Below are 17,890 nucleotides of genomic sequence, written 5' to 3'. Positions count from 1 at the left end.
GGCATGTCGAACGGCGGGGTTCCGGTTATTCGCTCAAATCTCTTCTTCGGCTCGTGTTTGACATACCGCCAATTGAGGCGGCATCAGGCCCCGAAAGCCTTGGCTTTCCCCTTGACCGGTTTGGCGCCCGCCAGAAGATGGGAGGGAACCAGGTCGCGTGCGGGCTCGCTGTAGCCGACCGAGATGATCTTGTCGCCGTGGAAGGTGAACGACGTCAGCGAGGCCAGCGTGCACTGCCGCTTCCGCGGGTCGTGCCACAGCCGCCGCCGCTCGGCGAAGCTGCGCACGATCCAGATCGGCAGCTGATGGCTGACCGCCACGGCCTCGTGCCCGCGCGCCGCGTCCCGCGCCGCACCGAGCGCCGCCATCATCCGGACGACCTGCTCGATGTACGGCTCGCCCCACGAGGGCCGGAACGGATTCGTCAGGTATTTCCAGTTCCCCGGCTTTTTCAGCGCGCCGTCGCCGACCCCGAAGGTCTTTCCCTCGAAGACATTGCCCGCCTCGATCAGCCGCTCATCGGTGGCCAGATCCAGACCGTGGCCGGCCGCGATCGGCAGCGCGGTCTCCTGGGCACGCTCCAGCGGGGAGGCGACGACATGCGTGATGTCCCGCTCCGCCAGATGCTCCGCGACCCGGTCGGCCATCTTCCGGCCCAGCTCGGAGAGGTGATAGCCGGGCCGGCGCCCGTAGAGGACGCCCTCGGGGTTGTGCACCTCGCCGTGCCGCATCAGATGCACCACGGTGATGTCGTCGCTGCTCATGTCACCCATCTTCCGGTCCTCCGCCTTCCGGTCCGGCCCGCTCACGCGGTTGCCCCGGCGGCGGCCTGCGCGGCCGCGGGCAGCGCGGCGGCGATCCGCTCGAGCGCCGCCGCATCGTGCGCGGTGGAGACGAACCAGGACTCGAAGGCGGACGGCGGCAGGTAGACGCCCTGTTCCAGCATCGAGTGGAAGAAGGCGGTGAAGCGGAACGCCTCCTGCGCCTTGGCGCTGTCGTAGTCCCGCACGTCCTGGTCGGTGAAGAAGACCGAGAACATATTGCCCGCCGCCTGGAGCCGGTGCGCCACACCCGCCTTGGTGAACGCCTCGCCGACCAGCGTCCGCAGCTCGGCCGAGACCGCGTCGACCTTCTCGTACGCCGCATCGTCCAGCAGTCGCAGCTGCGCGACACCCGCGGCGGTCGCGACCGGGTTCCCGGACAGGGTGCCCGCCTGGTAGACGGGACCGGCCGGCGCGAGGTGTGCCATGACGTCCGCGCGGCCGCCGAAGGCCGCGGCCGGGAAGCCGCCGCCCATCACCTTCCCGAAGGTCATCAGGTCCGGGCGGACGCCATCGATGCCGTACCAGCCGGCCTTGCTGACCCGGAAGCCGGTCATGACCTCGTCGGAGATGTAGAGCGCACCGTTGGCGGCGCAGAGGTCCTTGAGGCCCTGGTTGAAGCCGGGCAGCGGCGGCACCACGCCCATGTTCCCGGGCGACGCCTCGGTGATCACACAGGCGATCTCGCCCTCGTGCGCGGCGAACGCGGCCCGGACCGCCTCGAGGTCGTTGTACGGCAGCACGATGGTGTCGCCGGCCTGCGCGCCGGTCACCCCCGGCGTGTCGGGCAGACCGAAGGTCGCCACGCCCGAACCGGCCGCGGCCAGCAGCGCGTCGACATGCCCGTGGTAGCAGCCCGCGAACTTGACCACCTTCGCCCGGCCGGTGAAGCCGCGCGCCAGCCGGATCGCCGACATCGTCGCCTCGGTGCCCGACGACACCAGCCGCACCTGCTCGACCGGCTCGATACGGGCGACGATCTCCTCGGCCAGCTCGACCTCACCCGCGCCGGGCGTGCCGAAGGACGTACCGCGGGCGACCGCCTCCTGGACCGCGGCGATCACCTCGGGGTGCGCGTGGCCGAGGATCATCGGCCCCCACGAACACACCAGATCGACATACTCCCGGCCATCGGCATCAGTAAGGTACGGACCCGTACCGGACACCATGAACCGGGGCGTACCGCCCACGGCCCGGAACGCCCGCACCGGGGAATTGACGCCGCCCGGGGTCACCACGGACGCCCGGTCGAACAGCGACTGCGAAACAGGGGCTTCATACGGAAAAGACACTGTGATCCTGACCTGCGTAAACGGAGGGAGGGCGGCGGCACACGGACACGGCCCGGCTGACTACGATGCGGGAACCCCTCGCGGACCCTCATAGGGGGCCACTCGGTTCCATCTCGGTCCCTTTTTGATTCCTCTCGCTCTCGACCGGGCCTCAGCCCCCGTGCGTCTGCAAAACTGGGGCGACGTACGAGTAAGTCACGCAAGCAATGGTCTCAGAGCCGTACAGGGGCGCGTGGCCGGGCGTTTCACGCGCCGGTGACGGGGGAGGTCTCTGGGACGATGATCGGGTTGCGCGGCTGGAGCTGCGAGTGGTCGGGTGGAGATATGCATCGCGGTGGCGAACTGGGTGAGGGGACCAATGACCGGGGTCCCGAGCGCGCCCAGCGCGGCCGTCACCGGCGCGAGGACGTCGAGGGCATCACGGGCGGGGAAAACAGGGGCGGCCGCATGGGGGTGACATACAAGTACTTCGGCGCGCCGAATGGCGCGACGGCGGCCCGGGTCCCGATCTCGATGCGCCCCGAGGAACTGGGCGGTGACGAGCTCGGAATGGGCGGCATGTTCACCAAGATCAAGCCGGAGACCATGGCCGCGATGGTCCTCACGGGTATAGAGGGCATACCCCTCCATAAGGTTCCGCCGCTCGAACTGGTCGTTCTGCATCCCGACTACGCCGTCGTCAAGCTGCCCATGACCGTGGTCGACCCGCTGCGCGGCGTCGGCGAGGAATCGGTCGGCGCGGCCGCGTTCATCTGGTCCACCGTCCCCGACCGCGGCGGCCCGCGCGACGCCTACACCGTCTACCAGCTCCTGCACGAGTGGCAGGACTTCAGCCACCGGCTGCATGAGGCGGGGCATCAGGCGTACTGCCTGGTGTGGCCCTGACCACACCAGGACGGGGCCGCGGCGCTGCTGCGCGACCGGCATGAGGCGCCCCCGATCTTCACCGGGACGGCGGGGCGAGGACCCGACGGGGGACGCTGGCTGTCAGGCAGCGGCGTGCCGGTGAGGGTGATGATGCTGATGGTGTGCCAGCACGGCGTGCGGATCACCGGCAGCGGCGTCGACGGGGGCGTGGTCCGTGTGGACGGTGGCCGCCGTCAGCCGCGGTACCGCGTGGATCAGTGCGTGCTCGGCCGCCACCGCCAGCTTGTGCGCCGCCACCACCGACAGCTGCGGGTCGACCACGATGGCCGTCTCGGCCCGGAGCGTATGGCCGATCCACCGCATCCGCACCGGCCCGATGCCCCGCACCCCCGCGACGCCGCGCAGCGCGGACTCGGCCCGCTCGACCAGCTCCGGATCGACGGCATCCATCAGGCGCCGGCAGACCTCCCGCGCCGTGTCCCGCAGCACCAGCCCGATGGCGAGGGTGATGAGCAGGCCGATCACCGGGTCGGCCGCACGCACACCGAGCGCCGCACCGCCCGCTCCCAGCAGCACCGCGAGCGAGGTGAACCCGTCGGTCCGGGCGTGCAGTCCGTCGGCGACCAGCGCCGCCGAGCCGATCTTCCGGCCGGTCCGGATCCGGTAGTGGGCCACCCACTCATTGCCGACGCACCCGACGAGCGCGGCAAGCGCCACCGCCCCTAGGTGGGACACGTCCCTGGGGTGCAGCAGCCGGTCGACGGCTTCCCAGGCGGTCACCGCCGCCGACGCGGCAACCGTCAGCACGATGGCGATACCGGCCAGGTCCTCGGCCCGCCCGTAGCCGTAGGTGTAGCGGCGGTCGGCCGCCCGCCGGCCCAGGACGAAGGCGATGCCCAGCGGCACGGCCGTCAGCGCGTCGGCGGCGTTGTGGACGGTGTCACCCAGCAGCGCCACCGACCCCGACCATGCGACGACCGCGGCCTGCACCGCTGTGGTCAGCCCCAGGACGGCCAGCGAGATCCACAGCGTGCGCATCCCCTCGGCGGAGGTCTCCAGCGCGGGATCGGTCCGGTCAGCCCTCTGGTGGCCGTGCGGCTTCATCAGATGCGCGACCCGGTGGCGAACGCCCGGCCGGCGCGGCCCACTGTGCCCGTCGTGGTGCCGATATCCCTCCATGAACCTCACTGTGGCACCACAACTCCCCTGCAGCCACTGTCCATGTGAGGCTCAGGACCACCTGCGATGCCCTCGCAGGTGCCTGGCGGACGGCGCTGCACCGACTCTGCGGGCGCCCGGCCGGAACCGGGTGGTGCGTCACCACGTAGGGCGGGCCGAGATGCCGCCGTCCACCACGAGATCGTGACCGGTGATCCAGGAAGCCATCGGCGAGGCGAGAAAGACACAGGCATCGCCCACATCCCCGGGCCGGCCCAAGCGCCCGGCGGGCACCGCCTCTTGCCAGCGCCGTACACCCTCCGGCCAGTCGTCCTCGAGGCCACGACGCTCGATCAGCCCCGGGGAGACGCTGTTGACGCGGATGCCGTACGCCCCGTATTCCAGCGCCGCCGAGCGGGCGTGCATCACCACCGCCGCCTTGGCCGCGCTGTAGTGGGCGTGCCGCGGGGCCGGGTGGTGCGCCTCGATCGACGCGATATGGGTCACCGACCCTCCGCCGCCCGCGCGCATCGTCTCCGCCGCGGCCTGGGTGCAGGCGAAGACGCTGTGCAGGGTGGGATCCGCCACCGCCCGCCAGTCGGCCAGCGACATGCCCGGCAGCTCCTGTGTCGGCTGCACCCCGGCGTTGTTCACCAGGGCGGTCAGCCGGCCGCGCCAGGCGGCCGCCTCCGCCACCAGACGGTGGCATTCCGCCTCGACGGCCAGATCGGCGGACAGCGCCAAGGCGCTCCCGCCGCCTGACTCGATCTGCTGGACCAGTGCCCGCGCGGCGTCGGCGCCCGTACGGTAATGCGCCACCACGGCGGCCCCTGCGGCGGCGAACCGCAGCGCGATACCGCGGCCGATGTTGCCGGCCGCGCCGGTGATCAGGACTACCTGGCCGGTGAGGTCGGGGAGAGCGGTGGGAGCGGGGGAAGGGGCAGGGCAGTGGCCCTGGTGGCCGGGCCTTTCGGGCACACTTTCGGGCGTACTTTCGGAGGCGGCGGCCCCACCGGGAGTCGCCGACCCGCCGACTGCGTTGTCGGACCCACAGGGGGCCGTCGGCTCTGTCATGGCCGGCTCAGCGCGGTGATCCGCGCCGCCTCCCCGGGAAACCGCGCCGCCAGTTCGGCGGCGTCCCCGTGCTCGTAGTCCGCGAAGGTGAAGCCCGGCGCCATGGTGCAGCCGAAGAGCGTCCAGGAGCCGCCCTCGGCGACCACGGCCGCCATCCACGTGCCGGCCGGGACGGTGAACTGGACGTGCTGGCCGCCCATGATGTCCGGGCCGAGGACGGCCGTACGGGCCGTGCCGTCCCCGTACAGCAGCAACAGGGCCAGCGGATCGCCCTGATAGAAGTGCCAGATCTCGTCGGTCGGCAGCCGGTGCAGCGCGCAGAAGTCGCCGGGTTCGGAGGTCAGGAGCATGACGATCGCGGTGCCCTCCGGACGCCCGTCGGCGCGCTCGGGCCCGGCCCAAGTCTGCCGGAAGCGCCCGCCCTCACGGGGCAGCGGGACCAGCCCGTAGAAGTCGATCAGGGTTTTGGGTGTCGGCTGGTGCATCTACGGCCTCCCGTACTCCCGTCCTGGTGCCACACCCTAGGCAGGGGGCGGGCGGCGACGAGGGCACAATCGGGCCATGTCTGATGTCTTGCCTGATCCCACGTCGGATGCCACATCGGATGCCGTGTCTGACGCCTTGCCTGACGCCGTGTCTGACGCCGTGTCTGACGCCGTGTCTGACGCCTTGCCCGGTAGCTCGGGTCCGCTGGACGGGGCGGCCGTGTGGGAGGCCGTCGAAGGGCTGGTGCGCTGGCTCGACGGGGAGAGCGCGCTACCGCTCGAACAGGAGCGGCTGCTACGGATCCTGAAGCTCTCGGAGGAGGCGGGCGAGGTCGCGCAGGCCGTCATAGGGGCCACCGGCCAGAACCCCCGCAAGGGCCACAGCCACACCTGGGACGACGTACGCAGTGAACTGTGCGATGTGATCCTTACGGCGATGGTCGCCTTGCGGACACTGACGCCGGATGCGCGACGGGTGTTCGAGGGGCACCTGGGGCGGGTGGCGGCGCGGGTGCCGCCTTCCTGAGGCGGGACGGCCGGGCGGCGGAGCGGCCAGGCGGCGGGACGGCCGGGCGGCCGGATGGCGGGACCGCGGGACGGCCGGCCGCTCGGTGGCCGTCTGCCCGGCGCGTTGAGGTGGCCGTCAGCCGGTGGTCCAGTGGGGGTCGCGGCCCGTCTCCGCCAGCAGCGCCTCGAAGCCGGACGCGCCCGGCGGTACGGGGACCGGCTCGGCGAAGACGTTCATCTGCCGGGCCGTCGGGGCCATCTGTGCGACCAGGGCCCGCAGCTCGGCCACGCACCCCGCGGCCGGCGCGTACGCCTGGCCGGTCGCCCGCGCCACGTCCCACGTATGCACCGTCAGGTCCAGCAGCACCATTCCGCCGACGATCCGGGACGGCAGCCGCATCCCGCCGCTGAGCCCGTCCTCCGCGCCCGGTGCCGCCCAGGCCTCGACCAGCCGCGCCGTCTCCTCGGCGAGGCGGGCGGGCCACCGCGCCCCGTACTCGCCGAGCCGGTCGGGCGTATGGCCGAAGTCCGCGTCCTTCTTGGCGGCGAGCGCCTGGAACTCGACGACCACCTGGAAGAGGTGGTTGAGCAGCGCCCGCACGTCGTACTCGGCACAGGGTGTCGGCAGTGTCATCTGGTCGTCGCGCACCTGGCGCAGTACGGGAAGCGCCGCCGCGGCCGACGCGTCGAGCAGCTCGCTGATGGGTTCTTCTGTCATGCGGACGACGCTAGGGGCGCGCATCGGCGGTGGCTTGAAAAAATGCGACACGCGCGTCGAGGCGAACGCGGCGGCGCGCCCTACGCTCGATGGCATGACCGCTCCACGGCGCGATACCCGGGGCATCGTCGACGCCCGGGAGCTCCTCACCCGGGTGCACTTCCGCCGCCGCGTCCCCGCGGCACCGCTGCGCCCGTATGTGGAGCACTACTGGCTGATCGACTGGGACCTGGCCGAGCCGTACGCCACGCATGTCGTCCCGCACCCGTCCGTGAACGTCGTCTTCCAGCGGTACGCGGACCGGCCCGGCTTCGGCGAGGTCGCGGGTGTGGGGCTGGAGGTGTTCTCGCAGAAGCTGGTGGGGCGGGGGCGGGTGTGCGGGGTGCAGTTCCGGCCAGGTGGGTTCCGGCCGTTCGCACCGGGGCGGCCGGTGACCGACTGGACGGGCCGGCGGCTTCCGCCGGCCGTGGTGTTCGGGGGTGCGGGCCGCTTCGGTGCGGCCGCGTCCGGTGTGCTGGAGCCGGCGGACGAGGACGCCCGGGTGGCCGCGCTCGACGCCTTCGTGGCCCCTCTCCTACGGGGCGAGCCGCGGGTCCTCGCCCAGGCCGGCCTGGCCATGCGCCTGGCGGACCGGATCCGCCGGGACCGTACGATCCGGCGGGTCGCGGACTTCGCGCGGGACGAGGGGATGTCCGTACGGGCCCTGCAGCGGCTGTTCGCGGGGTACGTCGGGGTCAGCCCCAAGTGGGTGCTGCTGCGGCACCGCGTCCATGAGGCGCTGGAGCGCGCCGCCTTTGACGCGGCGGTCGACTGGGCCGCGGTCGCCGCCGAGCTGGGCTACAGCGATCAGGCGCATCTGATCCGCGATGTCACGGCGACGGTGGGCGTGTCCCCGACGGCTTACGGGCGCTGAGGGCGGGGTTCTCAGGGCCCTTCGGCCGTCAGATAGCGCTGGACGGTGGGGGCCAGCCAGGCGATGAGTTCGTCGTGGCTGAGGGCGACGGCGGGCGGCATGTGCAGGACATAGCGGCACAGGGCCATGCCCAGGATCTGCGATTCGATCAGCGCGGCGCGGGTCGCCGCCTCCTCGGGCACCGGGCAGACGGCGTCGAGCACAGGCCTGATCTGCTCGGCGAAGATCCCCCGCATCCGCTCCGCGCCCGCGGCATTGGTGACGCCGACGCGCATCATTCCGGTCAGCGTCTCGTCGCCCTCCCAGCGCTCGATGAAGTGGCGGACGAGCCGGGCGCCGACTTCCTCGCGCGGCACCTGGGTGAGATCGGGGACACGCAGCTCGATCTCCGAGGCGGCCGCGAAGAGCCCTTCTTTGTTGCCGTAGTAGCGCATCACCATCGACGGATCGATGCCCGCGTCCCGTGCGATGGCGCGGATCGTGGCGCGCTCGTAGCCGTCGGCGGCGAAGCGGTCGCGGGCGGCGGCCAGGATCGCGGCGCGGGTGGCCGCGGAGCGGCGGGGGCGGGGGTGGTCCCCGGCGTGGGGCGCGGCGGGGACGACGGGGGGTGCGTCGAGGTCCACGTCAGGGGTGATCGCGGGGGTGGGGGAGGTGGCGGAAGGGGTGGAAGGGGCGGCGGAGGGCTTTCGGTCGGCCATGCCAACAAATGTAGGCCAACGGCTGTTGACACGCCAGCTCCGACCGTTTTACGCTTGCCAACAAGCGTTGACCAACACATGTTGGCACTGGAGGCGGCCATGATGGAGACGAACCGCGAGCCCGGCACCACCGACCTGACAACGACCCCCGAGACCCCGCGCAGCGACGTGATCGTCGTCGGCGCCGGCCCGACCGGACTGCTGCTCGCCGGCGACCTCGCCGAGGCGGGGCTGAGCGTCACGCTTCTGGAGCGCCGCCCCAAAACCATCAGCAACCTCACCCGCGCGCTTGCCGTGCATGCCCGCTCGCTCGAGCAGCTGGATGCCCGCGGGCTCGCCGATGAGCTGATCGCGGGCGGCCACCGGCTCACCGGCCTCGGCCTGTTCGGCGGCGCCGTCCTCGCCCCGGCCCAGCTCCCCACCCGCTTCCCGTTCGTGCTGATCACCCCCCAGTTCGAGGTCGAGCGGCTGCTGGAGCGGCGGGCCCGGCAGGCCGGCGTCACCTTCCGGTACGACTCCGAGGTGCTCGCCCTCGATCAGGACGCGGACGACGTGACGGTGCGCTTTCGCGACGCCGAAGGCATCGGCAGCGCCCGTGCCGCCTACGTCGTCGGCACCGACGGCGCCCGCAGCAGCGTCCGCCAGGCCGTCGGCTTGCCCTTCCCCGGCAAGTCCGTCATCCGCTCCGTGGTGCTCGCCGATGTCCGGCTGGCCCAGCCGCCCGACTCCCCCTTCACCGTCAACGCCACTCGCGACGCCTTCGCCCTGATCGGCTCGTTCGGCGACGGCTGGTACCGCGTCATCGGCTGGAACCTCCACGCCCAGGCCGACGACACCGCCCCGGCCGACTTCGCCGAGGTCCAGGAGGTCAGCCGGCTCGCCTTCGGCACCGACTACGGCATGTATGACCCCCGCTGGATCTCCCGCTTCCACAGCGACGAGCGCCAGGCCCCCGAATACCGCGTCGGCCGCGTCTTCCTCGCCGGCGACGCCGCGCATATCCATTCCCCCGCCGGCGGCCAGGGGATGAACGTCGGCCTCCAGGACGCGGCCAATCTCAGCTGGAAGCTGGCGGCGGTGATCAAGGGGCATTCCCCCGACACCCTGCTGGACAGCTATCAGGCCGAGCGCCACCCGGTGGGCAAGATGGTGCTCCGCAGCAGCGGCGCCCTCATCCGGCTCGCGCTGTTGCGCTCTGCGCCGGCCCGCGCCGCCCGCGCGCTCCTCGCCCAGCTCATCAACCATCTGCGGCCGCTGTCCCGCCGCGCGCTCGGCACCGTCTCCGGCATCGACCTCGCCTACCCGGCCGGGCGCGGCGCCCACCGCCTCACCGGCCGCCGCGCCCCCGACATCCGCCTGGCCGACGGCAGCCGCCTCTACGAAGTCCTCCGGCAGGGCAAGTTCGTCCTCATCACTCCCGCCGACGAGACCGGCGCCGTCCGCCCCGCCGCCGACCGCGTCGTCGCAGCCTCCTGGGAGAGCGACCGCCGCACCGCGCTTCTCATACGTCCCGACGGCTACATCGCCTGGGCCACCGACGCCACCGGACCGGCCGAGCGCGCCGTGCAGCTCCGTGGCGCCCTCACCGAGTGGACGGGCGCCGCGGCCGGCCCGGCGGGCTCCAGCCCGGCCGGCCCGCCCGTGGCTGTCGGTTCATGAGCCGCTGAGCACATGCCGCAGATAGGCCTGCGGGTCGGCCATATAGCGGCGCCAGTGATCGACGAGGCCCAGCTCCGCCCACTCCACACTCCGCATGCCGTGCTCACCGAGCTCGACGATCTCGGCTCCGGGCAGCGCCGTCAGCACGGGCGAATGCGTGGCGCAGATGACCTGCGCCCCCACGGCGGCCAACTCATCCATCAACCCGACCAGTTGAAGACAGGAGGAAAACGACAGTGCCGCCTCCGGCTCATCCATCACATACAGCCCCGGCTGCGCGAACTTCTCCCGGAAGGCCAGCAGGAAGCCCTCGCCATGGCTCATGTCGGCCGGGGCCTGCGACAGCCGTTCGCGGCTCAGCGCCTCCAGCGCGGTCTCGGCCCGCAGAAAGAAGCCGCGGCGGCGGGTGCGCGGCCCCCGGACCATCCGCCGCCCGGCGCGTGTGGGGTCGAACCGCAGCAGCCCGCCCAGCTCCGACGGCGTCCGGGAGCTCGCGTACTTGTAGCCCGCCGATCCGCCATAGGAATCCAGCCCGAAGGCCTCCGCCAGCGCCTCCGCGAAGGTCGACTTCCCCGAACCGTTCTCCCCCACCAGAAAGGTGACCGGCGCACGGAAGGCCAGCCCCTCCGCGACCAGCTGCCGCACACACGGCACGGTCCAGGGCCAGCCGTCCGGTGCCGTCCCGTCGCCTGCCGGGAGGTCCACGTAGGCGCGTTCGATGAGCATGCCCCGAAGCTCTCACAGGGCACTGACACCGGCTTCCCCGACGACGCCCCCCGCACGGCTCCCGGCGTTCGGCTCCCTACCCTGACCCCATGCTGATCGCCCGCTCCATCGCCCTGTTCGTCGTCGCCGCGCTCTTCGAGATCGGCGGTGCCTGGCTGGTCTGGCAGGGGATCCGGGAGCACCGGGGCTGGGTGTGGATCGGCGCGGGGGTGATCGCCCTCGGGCTGTACGGCTTTGTGGCCACCCTCCAGCCGGACGCCGACTTCGGCCGGATTCTCGCCGCGTACGGCGGGGTGTTCGTCGCGGGCTCGCTGGCCTGGGGCATGGTCGCGGACGGCTACCGCCCCGACCGCTGGGACGTCATCGGCGCGCTGATCTGCCTGGCCGGAATGGCAGTGATCATGTACGTCCCTCGCGGTCGCTGACGCGCGCCTGCATATCCTGACCATGCACCGATCACCCCCACGCCTTCCATGAGCAGGGGGACCCACCGCCCCTGGCCCGAGGAGAACGCATGACCGCCGACGCCCACACCGCTGAGGGCCGTACCGCCGTCATCACCGGAGCGAGCAGCGGCATCGGCGCCGCCACCGCACGGCAGCTGGCGGCGGCCGGCTACCGCGTCGTCCTCACCGCCCGCCGCAAGGACCGCATCGAGGCGCTCGCCGCGGAGCTGCCGCACGCCGAGGCGTGCGCCCTCGATGTCACCGACCGCGCCGCCGTCGACGCCTTCGCGGCCTCCCTCGGCCGCTGTGACGTCCTGGTCAACAACGCCGGCGGCGCCCTCGGCGCAGAGCCGGTCGCCACCGGGGACCCGGCCGACTGGCGCGCGATGTACGAGGTCAATGTCCTGGGTGTGCTCCACATGACCCAGGCGCTGCTGCCCGCCCTCACGGCTTCCGGCGACGGAACGGTCGTCGTGCTGTCCTCCACCGCGGGCCACGCCGCCTACGAGGGCGGCGGCGGATATGTCGCCGCCAAGCACGGCGCGCACGTCATCGCCGAAACCCTCCGCCTGGAGCTGTGCGGCGAGCCCGTACGGGTCATCGAGATCGCTCCCGGCATGGTCAAGACCGAGGAGTTCGCCACGACGCGCTTCCGCGGGGACGCCACCAAGGCCGCCAAGGTCTACGAGGGCGTGGCCGACCCGCTCAGCGCGGACGATGTCGCCGACACCATCACCTGGGCGATCACCCGCCCCGCGCACGTCAACATCGACCTCCTGGTCGTCCGCCCGCGCGCCCAGGCCTCCAACTCCAAGGTCCACCGCACCGGTTGAGGCCGGGCCAGGCGCCGCCTCCCGGCGCCTCACCCGGCGCCGGCCCCCCTCGGATACGGGGCCTGGGTACACCCCGAACCGGGTGTCCCGGCCCCGTGTGCCGCGGTGCCGCCCTCGCGACAGTGGACGCATGACCTCCACGACGCACCCGGACGGCCCCGCCGTCACCCGCCCCGTGCCCGCCGGCCGCCCCCGGCGCCGCCGCCACGCCGCCTGGTGGCTGATCCCCCTGGCCGCGGTGATCGTTTTCGTCACCGCTCAGGCCCTGAGCGCCTATATCCCCCCGGACCTGCACACCAGCCGTGTCCCGCCGCGCAGCACACTCCACTACGCGCTGCTCCTGGCACACATCGCCACCGCCACCGTCGCGGTGCTCACCGGCGTCGCGCAGTTCTGGCCCTGGCTACGCCGCCGCCATCCCGCCGTACACCGCTGGACCGGCCGCACCTACTTCTTCGCCGGCGTCTTCCCGTCCGCCCTCGTCGGCATCCCCGTCGTCTACCTCGCCCCCACGGGCCTGAGCAACGAGCTCTCCCTGGCCGTCCTCGAGGTCCTCTGGCTCGTCACCGGCATCGCCGGCTACCGCACCGCCAGGCAGCGCCGCTACGCCGACCACCGCGTATGGATGATCCGCAACTTCGCCCTCACCCTCGTCGCCATCACCTCGCGCCTCATCCAGCCCCTGCTCGAACAGCTCACGGCGGCCCAGCTCCCCGACCCGGTCAGCTACGCGGGCGACCAGCTGGCCGCCGCCCACGACATCGCCGGCGCGACGGCCTGGCTCGCCCTCGTCATCAACCTGATCGCGGCCGAGTATCTGATCCAGCGCCGGCGGAAGCGGGCACGACGGAGCACGGCGCGCTGACCCACACGCTCGCGAAGCACCGCCCCTTCCACACCCGGTCCGCCACGCCGGCCTCCACTCCGACGCCGCCGCCGCGCCCGGGCCTGCGCGCGGCGGCCATCCCGTCGCAGTGGTGGCCGGGTGCCGCTCTCAGCCCTTCACGCAGATGACCTGCTTGAGGTGGGCGACGACCTCCACCAGGTCCCGCTGCTGATCGATGACCTTCTCGATCGGCTTGTAGGCACCCGGAATCTCGTCGATCACTCCGGAGTCCTTACGGCACTCCACGCCCCGCGTCTGCTCCTCCAGGTCGCGCGTCGTGAACCGCTTCTTGGCCGCGTTACGGCTCATCTTGCGGCCGGCGCCGTGCGAGGCGGAGTTGAAGCTCGCGGCGTTGCCCAGGCCCTTGACGATGTACGAGCCGGTGCCCATCGAGCCCGGGATGATGCCGTACTCGCCGCTGCCCGCCCGGATCGCGCCCTTACGGGTCACCAGCAGGTCCATGCCGTCGTACCGCTCCTCCGCCACGTAGTTGTGGTGGCAGGAGATGACCTCGCCAAAGGTCACCTTCGCCTTCTTGAACTCCCGGCGGACCACTTCCTGGGACAGGGCCATCATGACCTCGCGGTTGTGCTTCGCGTACTCCTGCGCCCAGAACAGGTCGTTGCGGTACGCCGCCATCTGCGGGGTGTCCGCGATGAAGACGGCGAGGTCGCGGTCGACCAGTCCCTGGTTCTGCGGCAGCTTCTGGGCCACGCCCATGTGGTACTCGGCCAGTTCCTTGCCGATGTTGCGCGATCCGGAGTGCAGCATGATCCATACGGACTGATCGGAATCGATGCAGAACTCCCAGAAGTGGTTGCCCGATCCGAGCGAGCCCATCTGCTTCGTGGCCCGTTCCTGACGGAACTTGACCGCGTCGGCCACCCCGTCGAAGCGGGCCCAGAAGTCCCTCCACCCCGCCGTCGCGAACCCGTGCATCCGCCCGGGGTCCACCGGATCGTCATGCATCCCCCGCCCCACCGGGATCGCCTGCTCGATCTTGGAGCGGAGGCGGGAGAGATCACCGGGAAGGTCGTTGGCGGTGAGGGAGGTCTTCACGGCGCTCATTCCGCAGCCGATGTCGACGCCGACCGCCGCCGGGCAGACCGCACCCTGCATCGCGATCACCGAACCGACGGTGGCGCCCTTGCCGTAATGCACATCCGGCATCACGGCCAGGCCCTTGATCCACGGCAGGGTGGCGACATTACGCAGCTGCTGCATCGCGACGTCCTCGACCGAAGCCGGGTCCGTCCACATCCGGATCGGTACCTGCGCGCCGGGCACCTCGGTGTACGACATAACTCCCTCATTCCCCCGAAAACAGATAAAACGCAAAACGCGGACAACTCATCGGATCTTGGACGGTTGACCGGCGTCCGCGGCAAGACGTGCGGTAGACATTGTGTCCATCGGCCGCCGCTCGGCGGCAACCACATTTCGTGGGGGACTCCACAGGAAAGGAGCCGCGAACGATGCAGCGCAAGACGCTACGCAAGACGCCCCGGAAGTCGTTCGTCCCCGGTGCCGCGCTGATGGCCGCCGCGGCGCTCGCCGTAGGCCTCACCGGCTGCACCGGCGGCTCCAGCGCCGACGGCGAGGCCACCGACGCCAAGAGCGGCGACGCCTCCACCGCGAACCAGGCCTCCGAGCCGGGCCGCTACCAGACCCTCCCGGAGGCCTGCGGGCTCCCGGCGCGCAGCACCGTACGCGGCATGCTGCCCGGCGACGACCAGCAGCTTTCGCAAGCCGACGCGGAGAAGATCTACGCGGGTCAGGCCGACGTCACCTACGACACCGACCGCCGCGTCGGCTGCCGCTGGAAGCGCGAGACGACCGAGGGCACCCGCCACCTGGCACTCGACATCGTGCGGGTGGTCTCGTACGACCCCGCCGTCAGCGATGACGACCGGGCGCAGGAGATCTACGCCGGCAAGGAGCTGGCCGCCGAAATACCGTCCGACGGTTCCGCCACACCCACCGCGCCGCCGTCCCCCAAGGGCACGCCGGAGGCCAAGAGCGGCAAGGGCGGCAAGGGCGGCAAGGGCACGGACGGCGGCGAGGGGAAGGCGTCCGGCAGCCCGGCACCGCCGTCCACCGGGGCGAGCGCGGCCCCGGGCAGCTCCACGGCGCCACGCGTGCTGGACGGTCTCGGTGACGCGGCATTCCTGAACGACAAACTGGCCACCGCGGACTCCGGAGTACACCGCGACATCACTGTGGTCTTTCGCACGTCGAACGTCGTCGTGACGATCACCTACGACCAGTGGTCCACGGACAAGGCCAATTTGCCCGACAGCCAGGAACTGCAGGACAGGGCCCGTTCACTGGCCGGAGAACTCGCCGACAGCTTGAGCGAATAGTTCGGAATGGGCAGTTTGCGGGAATGGCGCCACTTGGGGCCATTCCCTCCCAAACATCCGATCGTTCGCCCGACACGAATCGGTCACCGGCCTCGCTCCGCCGCGTACCGTGCCGTCTAGTCGCACCCCCGTACGACCCCGTACGCGAGGTGGGGCCGCAGCCACGACGACGAACAGCGAAGGAACCATGCACCGTTCAGCCAAGCGCCTCGCCAGCCTTCTCGCCTGCGCAGCAGTCCCGGTGATGCTTGTCGCCGGCTGCTCCGGCTCGGACACCAAGAGCTCCGGCGACTCCTCCGCGACGCCCAGCAAGACCGGCAGCCCGTCACCGAAGGTCGCGGCCGCGAAGTTCAAGAAGCTGCCGAATCCGTGTGCGGCGCTCTCCAAGGACACCCTCGACAAGCTGGTGCCCAAGACGAAGAACAAGTCCGGCGAGCAGGGCACGTCCTCCGACGACGCCACGCACGGCACCTGCTCCTGGGACAGCTCCGACGAGAACGGCGTCGACGGCACCCAGTTCCGCTGGCTCGACATCGGCTTCCAGCGCTACGACTCCGACCCCAACCCGAGCGTCGGCTCCGGCGAGAAGCGGGCCACGGAGTTCTACGCCAAGCAGGTCTCCGACGCGAAGGGGACCTCGGGCGCCAAGAAGCTGGAGGCCGTCAAGACCTCCGGAACGGGCGATGAGGCCACCGCGATCACCTACGACGTGAAGAAGGAAGGCAACGCCTTCAAGAACACGACGGTCGTCGCCCGCACCGCCAACGTCGTCGTCACGCTCAACTACAACGGCGCGGGCCTGGCCGGTGCCGACACCCCCAAGAGCGCCGACCTGCTCAAGAGCGCCCAGGCCGCCGCCAAGGAGGCCGTCAACGCCGTCACCAAGGCGAACGGCTGACCGTTCACAGCCGACTCAGGGCCCCGCTCCGGCCCCGGCTCGACCGTGTGCCACGCTAGGCGCGCCATTTCGCCGAGGCCGGGGAGGACCGCGGGTGTCCGCGACGAAGACGGCGCAGTTGACTCGTACGCACCGCATCCTGATCGGTGTGGTCATCGCCGGGGCGGCATTGATCGCGGCCATCGGGTTCACCGGCTCCTATGCGGCGGTGCGCGAGCTGGCCGAGAAGAAGGGCTTCGGCGCCTTCTCGGCCGTCTTCCCGATCGGTATCGACGCGGGGATCGTGGTGCTGCTGGCGCTGGATCTGCTGCTGACCTGGATCCGTATCCCGTTCCCGCTGCTGCGCCAGACGGCGTGGCTGCTGACGGCCGCGACGATCGCGTTCAACGGCGCGGCCGCCTGGCCCGATGCGCTGGGCGTGGGGATGCATGCGGTGATCCCGGTGCTGTTCGTGGTGGCCGTGGAGGCCGCCCGGCATGCCGTCGGCCGGATCGCCGACATCACGGCCGACAAGCACATGGAGGGCGTGCGGCTCACCCGCTGGCTGCTGGCGTTCCCGTCCACGTTCCGGCTGTGGCGCCGGATGAAGCTGTGGGAGCTGCGCTCCTACGACCAGGTCATCCAGCTCGAACAGGACCGCCTCGTCTATCAGGCGCGGCTGCGCGCCCGCTACGGGCGGGCGTGGCGGCGGCGGGCGCCGGTCGAGTCGCTGATGCCGTTGCGGCTGGCGCGGTACGGGGTGCCGCTGGCGAGAACGGCCCAGGCCGGGCTGACGGCGGCGGGGATCGAGCCGACGGTGCTGATGCCGGCGGGGGCGTGGGCCATGTCCGCGCCTGCCGTGGAGCCCCGGCCGGCCGCGGAGGCGGAGCCTGAGGCCGACGCCCCGGAGGCGGTGCCCGGGACCGCCGACCGGACCGCCGACCGGGCCGCCCGGCAGGCCCGGATCGGCGAAGAGACCGCCGGCGAAATCGCCGACGGGACCACTGGCGAGGCCACCGACGAGACCATCGCCGAGTTCACGGCCGAGCCCCCCGCCCCCGAACAGTCCACCGCGGCAAGCCAGTTGACCGTCCCCGTAGGCCCCGGACGCAGCCGCCCCCTGGGCAGTGCCGGCGATCCGCTGCCGATCCCCGAGCAGCGCGGGTACGCCCCCGAACCCGAGCCTGAACCCGAGCCGCTGCCCCCGCTCTCCGCGCTCCCCGACGACGTCCCGCGCGACGAGGCGTACTACGGGGCGTACCGCACGTACGTCGCGGAGAAGAACTACTTCCCCGACACCCGGCAGTTCGCCCGCTATCTGCTCGACTCCTACGGGGTGACGGGACGGGACGGCGGCCCGCTGACCGAGAACTACCTGCGCACGTTCGTACGGGACTTCCAGGCCCGCTTCCGTATGGAGATGGAGACCGAGCACATCCCGTAGCCCGGCCTGATCCGGACGAAGGCCCTACTGACCTGAGTCGGAGTTTCGTCGTTGGTTGAGTGTGAGTCGTCCTGGACCGAAGATCCCGCCGTTGTCGGTAACTGATGCCCAGCGGGCCGTGCT

19 protein-coding genes are annotated in these 17,890 nt (G+C 71.5%); 10 read left to right on the top strand and 9 right to left on the bottom strand.

Features of this window, described 5'->3' with window-relative positions:
• Nucleotides 1–83: 83 nt before the first annotated feature.
• Together ACZ4S3_RS34170 and hemL are read right to left on the bottom strand one after the other, a co-directional pair.
• Nucleotides 84–764 carry a histidine phosphatase family protein gene (locus ACZ4S3_RS34170; protein WP_467941605.1) on the bottom strand — a complete coding sequence of 227 codons (681 nt, stop codon included), beginning with the start codon at nucleotides 762–764 and terminating at the stop codon, nucleotides 84–86.
• 41 nt (nucleotides 765–805) lie between these two features.
• Nucleotides 806–2,113 carry a glutamate-1-semialdehyde 2,1-aminomutase gene (gene hemL / locus ACZ4S3_RS34165; RefSeq protein WP_467941603.1) on the bottom strand — a complete coding sequence of 436 codons (1,308 nt, stop codon included), beginning with the start codon at nucleotides 2,111–2,113 and terminating at the stop codon, nucleotides 806–808.
• 324 nt (nucleotides 2,114–2,437) lie between these two features.
• Between hemL and ACZ4S3_RS34160 the strand changes: the two genes are divergently transcribed.
• Nucleotides 2,438–2,998, top strand: coding sequence for a hypothetical protein (locus tag ACZ4S3_RS34160; protein WP_467941601.1), 561 nt, complete (start codon nucleotides 2,438–2,440; stop codon nucleotides 2,996–2,998).
• Nucleotides 2,999–3,100: 102 nt separating this feature from the next.
• Here ACZ4S3_RS34160 and ACZ4S3_RS34155 read toward each other — a convergent pair whose 3' ends face one another.
• The 3 genes from ACZ4S3_RS34155 to ACZ4S3_RS34145 all read right to left on the bottom strand — a co-directional run bounded on the left by ACZ4S3_RS34155 (nucleotide 3,101) and on the right by ACZ4S3_RS34145 (nucleotide 5,697).
• Nucleotides 3,101–4,159 (bottom strand): cation diffusion facilitator family transporter, encoded by a 1,059-nt coding sequence (locus ACZ4S3_RS34155; RefSeq protein WP_467941599.1) that lies wholly within the window; start codon nucleotides 4,157–4,159, stop codon nucleotides 3,101–3,103.
• A gap of 138 nt (nucleotides 4,160–4,297) precedes the next feature.
• The gene (locus ACZ4S3_RS34150; RefSeq protein WP_467941597.1) at nucleotides 4,298–5,116 is read right to left on the bottom strand and encodes an SDR family NAD(P)-dependent oxidoreductase; all 819 of its coding nucleotides are present in this window, start codon (nucleotides 5,114–5,116) and stop codon (nucleotides 4,298–4,300) included.
• Nucleotides 5,117–5,208: 92 nt separating this feature from the next.
• Complete coding sequence (locus tag ACZ4S3_RS34145; RefSeq protein WP_467941595.1) at nucleotides 5,209–5,697, bottom strand: cupin domain-containing protein; 489 nt, start codon at nucleotides 5,695–5,697, stop codon at nucleotides 5,209–5,211.
• A 184-nt stretch (nucleotides 5,698–5,881) separates the two neighbouring features.
• Between ACZ4S3_RS34145 and ACZ4S3_RS34140 the strand changes: the two genes are divergently transcribed.
• Entirely contained in the window at nucleotides 5,882–6,223 is a 342-nt protein-coding gene (locus ACZ4S3_RS34140; RefSeq protein WP_467941593.1) for a MazG-like family protein, read from the top strand.
• Nucleotides 6,224–6,340: 117 nt separating this feature from the next.
• Here ACZ4S3_RS34140 and ACZ4S3_RS34135 read toward each other — a convergent pair whose 3' ends face one another.
• Nucleotides 6,341–6,922 (bottom strand): TIGR03086 family metal-binding protein, encoded by a 582-nt coding sequence (locus ACZ4S3_RS34135; protein ID WP_467941591.1) that lies wholly within the window; start codon nucleotides 6,920–6,922, stop codon nucleotides 6,341–6,343.
• 94 nt (nucleotides 6,923–7,016) lie between these two features.
• Here ACZ4S3_RS34135 and ACZ4S3_RS34130 point away from each other — a divergent pair, with 94 nt between their 5' ends.
• Nucleotides 7,017–7,835: an AraC family transcriptional regulator gene (locus ACZ4S3_RS34130; protein ID WP_467941589.1), complete on the top strand. Its 819-nt coding sequence runs from the start codon at nucleotides 7,017–7,019 to the stop codon at nucleotides 7,833–7,835.
• A gap of 11 nt (nucleotides 7,836–7,846) precedes the next feature.
• Here the strand turns inward: ACZ4S3_RS34130 and ACZ4S3_RS34125 are convergent, their stop codons facing one another.
• Nucleotides 7,847–8,533, bottom strand: a complete 687-nt coding sequence (locus tag ACZ4S3_RS34125) for a TetR/AcrR family transcriptional regulator (protein ID WP_467941586.1) — start codon at nucleotides 8,531–8,533, stop codon at nucleotides 7,847–7,849.
• Nucleotides 8,534–8,635: 102 nt separating this feature from the next.
• On the opposite strand from ACZ4S3_RS34125, the gene ACZ4S3_RS34120 reads away from it, so the two are divergent.
• Complete coding sequence (locus ACZ4S3_RS34120) at nucleotides 8,636–10,192, top strand: FAD-dependent monooxygenase (RefSeq protein ID WP_467941836.1); 1,557 nt, start codon at nucleotides 8,636–8,638, stop codon at nucleotides 10,190–10,192.
• Here ACZ4S3_RS34120 and ACZ4S3_RS34115 read toward each other — a convergent pair.
• Nucleotides 10,187–10,918: an AAA family ATPase gene (locus tag ACZ4S3_RS34115; protein ID WP_467941584.1), complete on the bottom strand. Its 732-nt coding sequence runs from the start codon at nucleotides 10,916–10,918 to the stop codon at nucleotides 10,187–10,189. The genes ACZ4S3_RS34120 and ACZ4S3_RS34115 overlap by 6 nt on opposite strands.
• A gap of 89 nt (nucleotides 10,919–11,007) precedes the next feature.
• Here ACZ4S3_RS34115 and ACZ4S3_RS34110 point away from each other — a divergent pair, with 89 nt between their 5' ends.
• The 3 genes from ACZ4S3_RS34110 (at nucleotide 11,008) to ACZ4S3_RS34100 (ending at nucleotide 13,062) form a co-directional block, all read left to right on the top strand.
• Complete coding sequence (locus ACZ4S3_RS34110) at nucleotides 11,008–11,343, top strand: YnfA family protein (protein ID WP_467941583.1); 336 nt, start codon at nucleotides 11,008–11,010, stop codon at nucleotides 11,341–11,343.
• 89 nt (nucleotides 11,344–11,432) lie between these two features.
• Nucleotides 11,433–12,197 (top strand): SDR family NAD(P)-dependent oxidoreductase, encoded by a 765-nt coding sequence (locus tag ACZ4S3_RS34105; protein ID WP_467941581.1) that lies wholly within the window; start codon nucleotides 11,433–11,435, stop codon nucleotides 12,195–12,197.
• 130 nt (nucleotides 12,198–12,327) lie between these two features.
• Complete coding sequence (locus tag ACZ4S3_RS34100; protein ID WP_467941580.1) at nucleotides 12,328–13,062, top strand: DUF2306 domain-containing protein; 735 nt, start codon at nucleotides 12,328–12,330, stop codon at nucleotides 13,060–13,062.
• Between the two features lie 129 nt (nucleotides 13,063–13,191).
• Here ACZ4S3_RS34100 and ACZ4S3_RS34095 read toward each other — a convergent pair whose 3' ends face one another.
• Nucleotides 13,192–14,385 (bottom strand): RtcB family protein, encoded by a 1,194-nt coding sequence (locus tag ACZ4S3_RS34095; protein WP_467941578.1) that lies wholly within the window; start codon nucleotides 14,383–14,385, stop codon nucleotides 13,192–13,194.
• Between the two features lie 173 nt (nucleotides 14,386–14,558).
• On the opposite strand from ACZ4S3_RS34095, the gene ACZ4S3_RS34090 reads away from it, so the two are divergent.
• The 3 genes from ACZ4S3_RS34090 (at nucleotide 14,559) to ACZ4S3_RS34080 (ending at nucleotide 17,767) form a co-directional block, all read left to right on the top strand.
• Nucleotides 14,559–15,446, top strand: coding sequence for a hypothetical protein (locus ACZ4S3_RS34090; protein WP_467941576.1), 888 nt, complete (start codon nucleotides 14,559–14,561; stop codon nucleotides 15,444–15,446).
• Between the two features lie 187 nt (nucleotides 15,447–15,633).
• Nucleotides 15,634–16,344, top strand: coding sequence for a DUF3558 family protein (locus ACZ4S3_RS34085; protein WP_467941574.1), 711 nt, complete (start codon nucleotides 15,634–15,636; stop codon nucleotides 16,342–16,344).
• A gap of 94 nt (nucleotides 16,345–16,438) precedes the next feature.
• The gene (locus tag ACZ4S3_RS34080) at nucleotides 16,439–17,767 is read left to right on the top strand and encodes a DUF2637 domain-containing protein (protein WP_467941572.1); all 1,329 of its coding nucleotides are present in this window, start codon (nucleotides 16,439–16,441) and stop codon (nucleotides 17,765–17,767) included.
• Nucleotides 17,768–17,890 lie beyond the last annotated feature (123 nt).

It is taken from the genome of Streptomyces sp. NPDC028368, assembly GCF_055565615.1.
The sequence above is the reverse complement of the archived record's forward strand: the minus strand, read 5'-3'. Positions and strand labels throughout refer to the sequence as shown.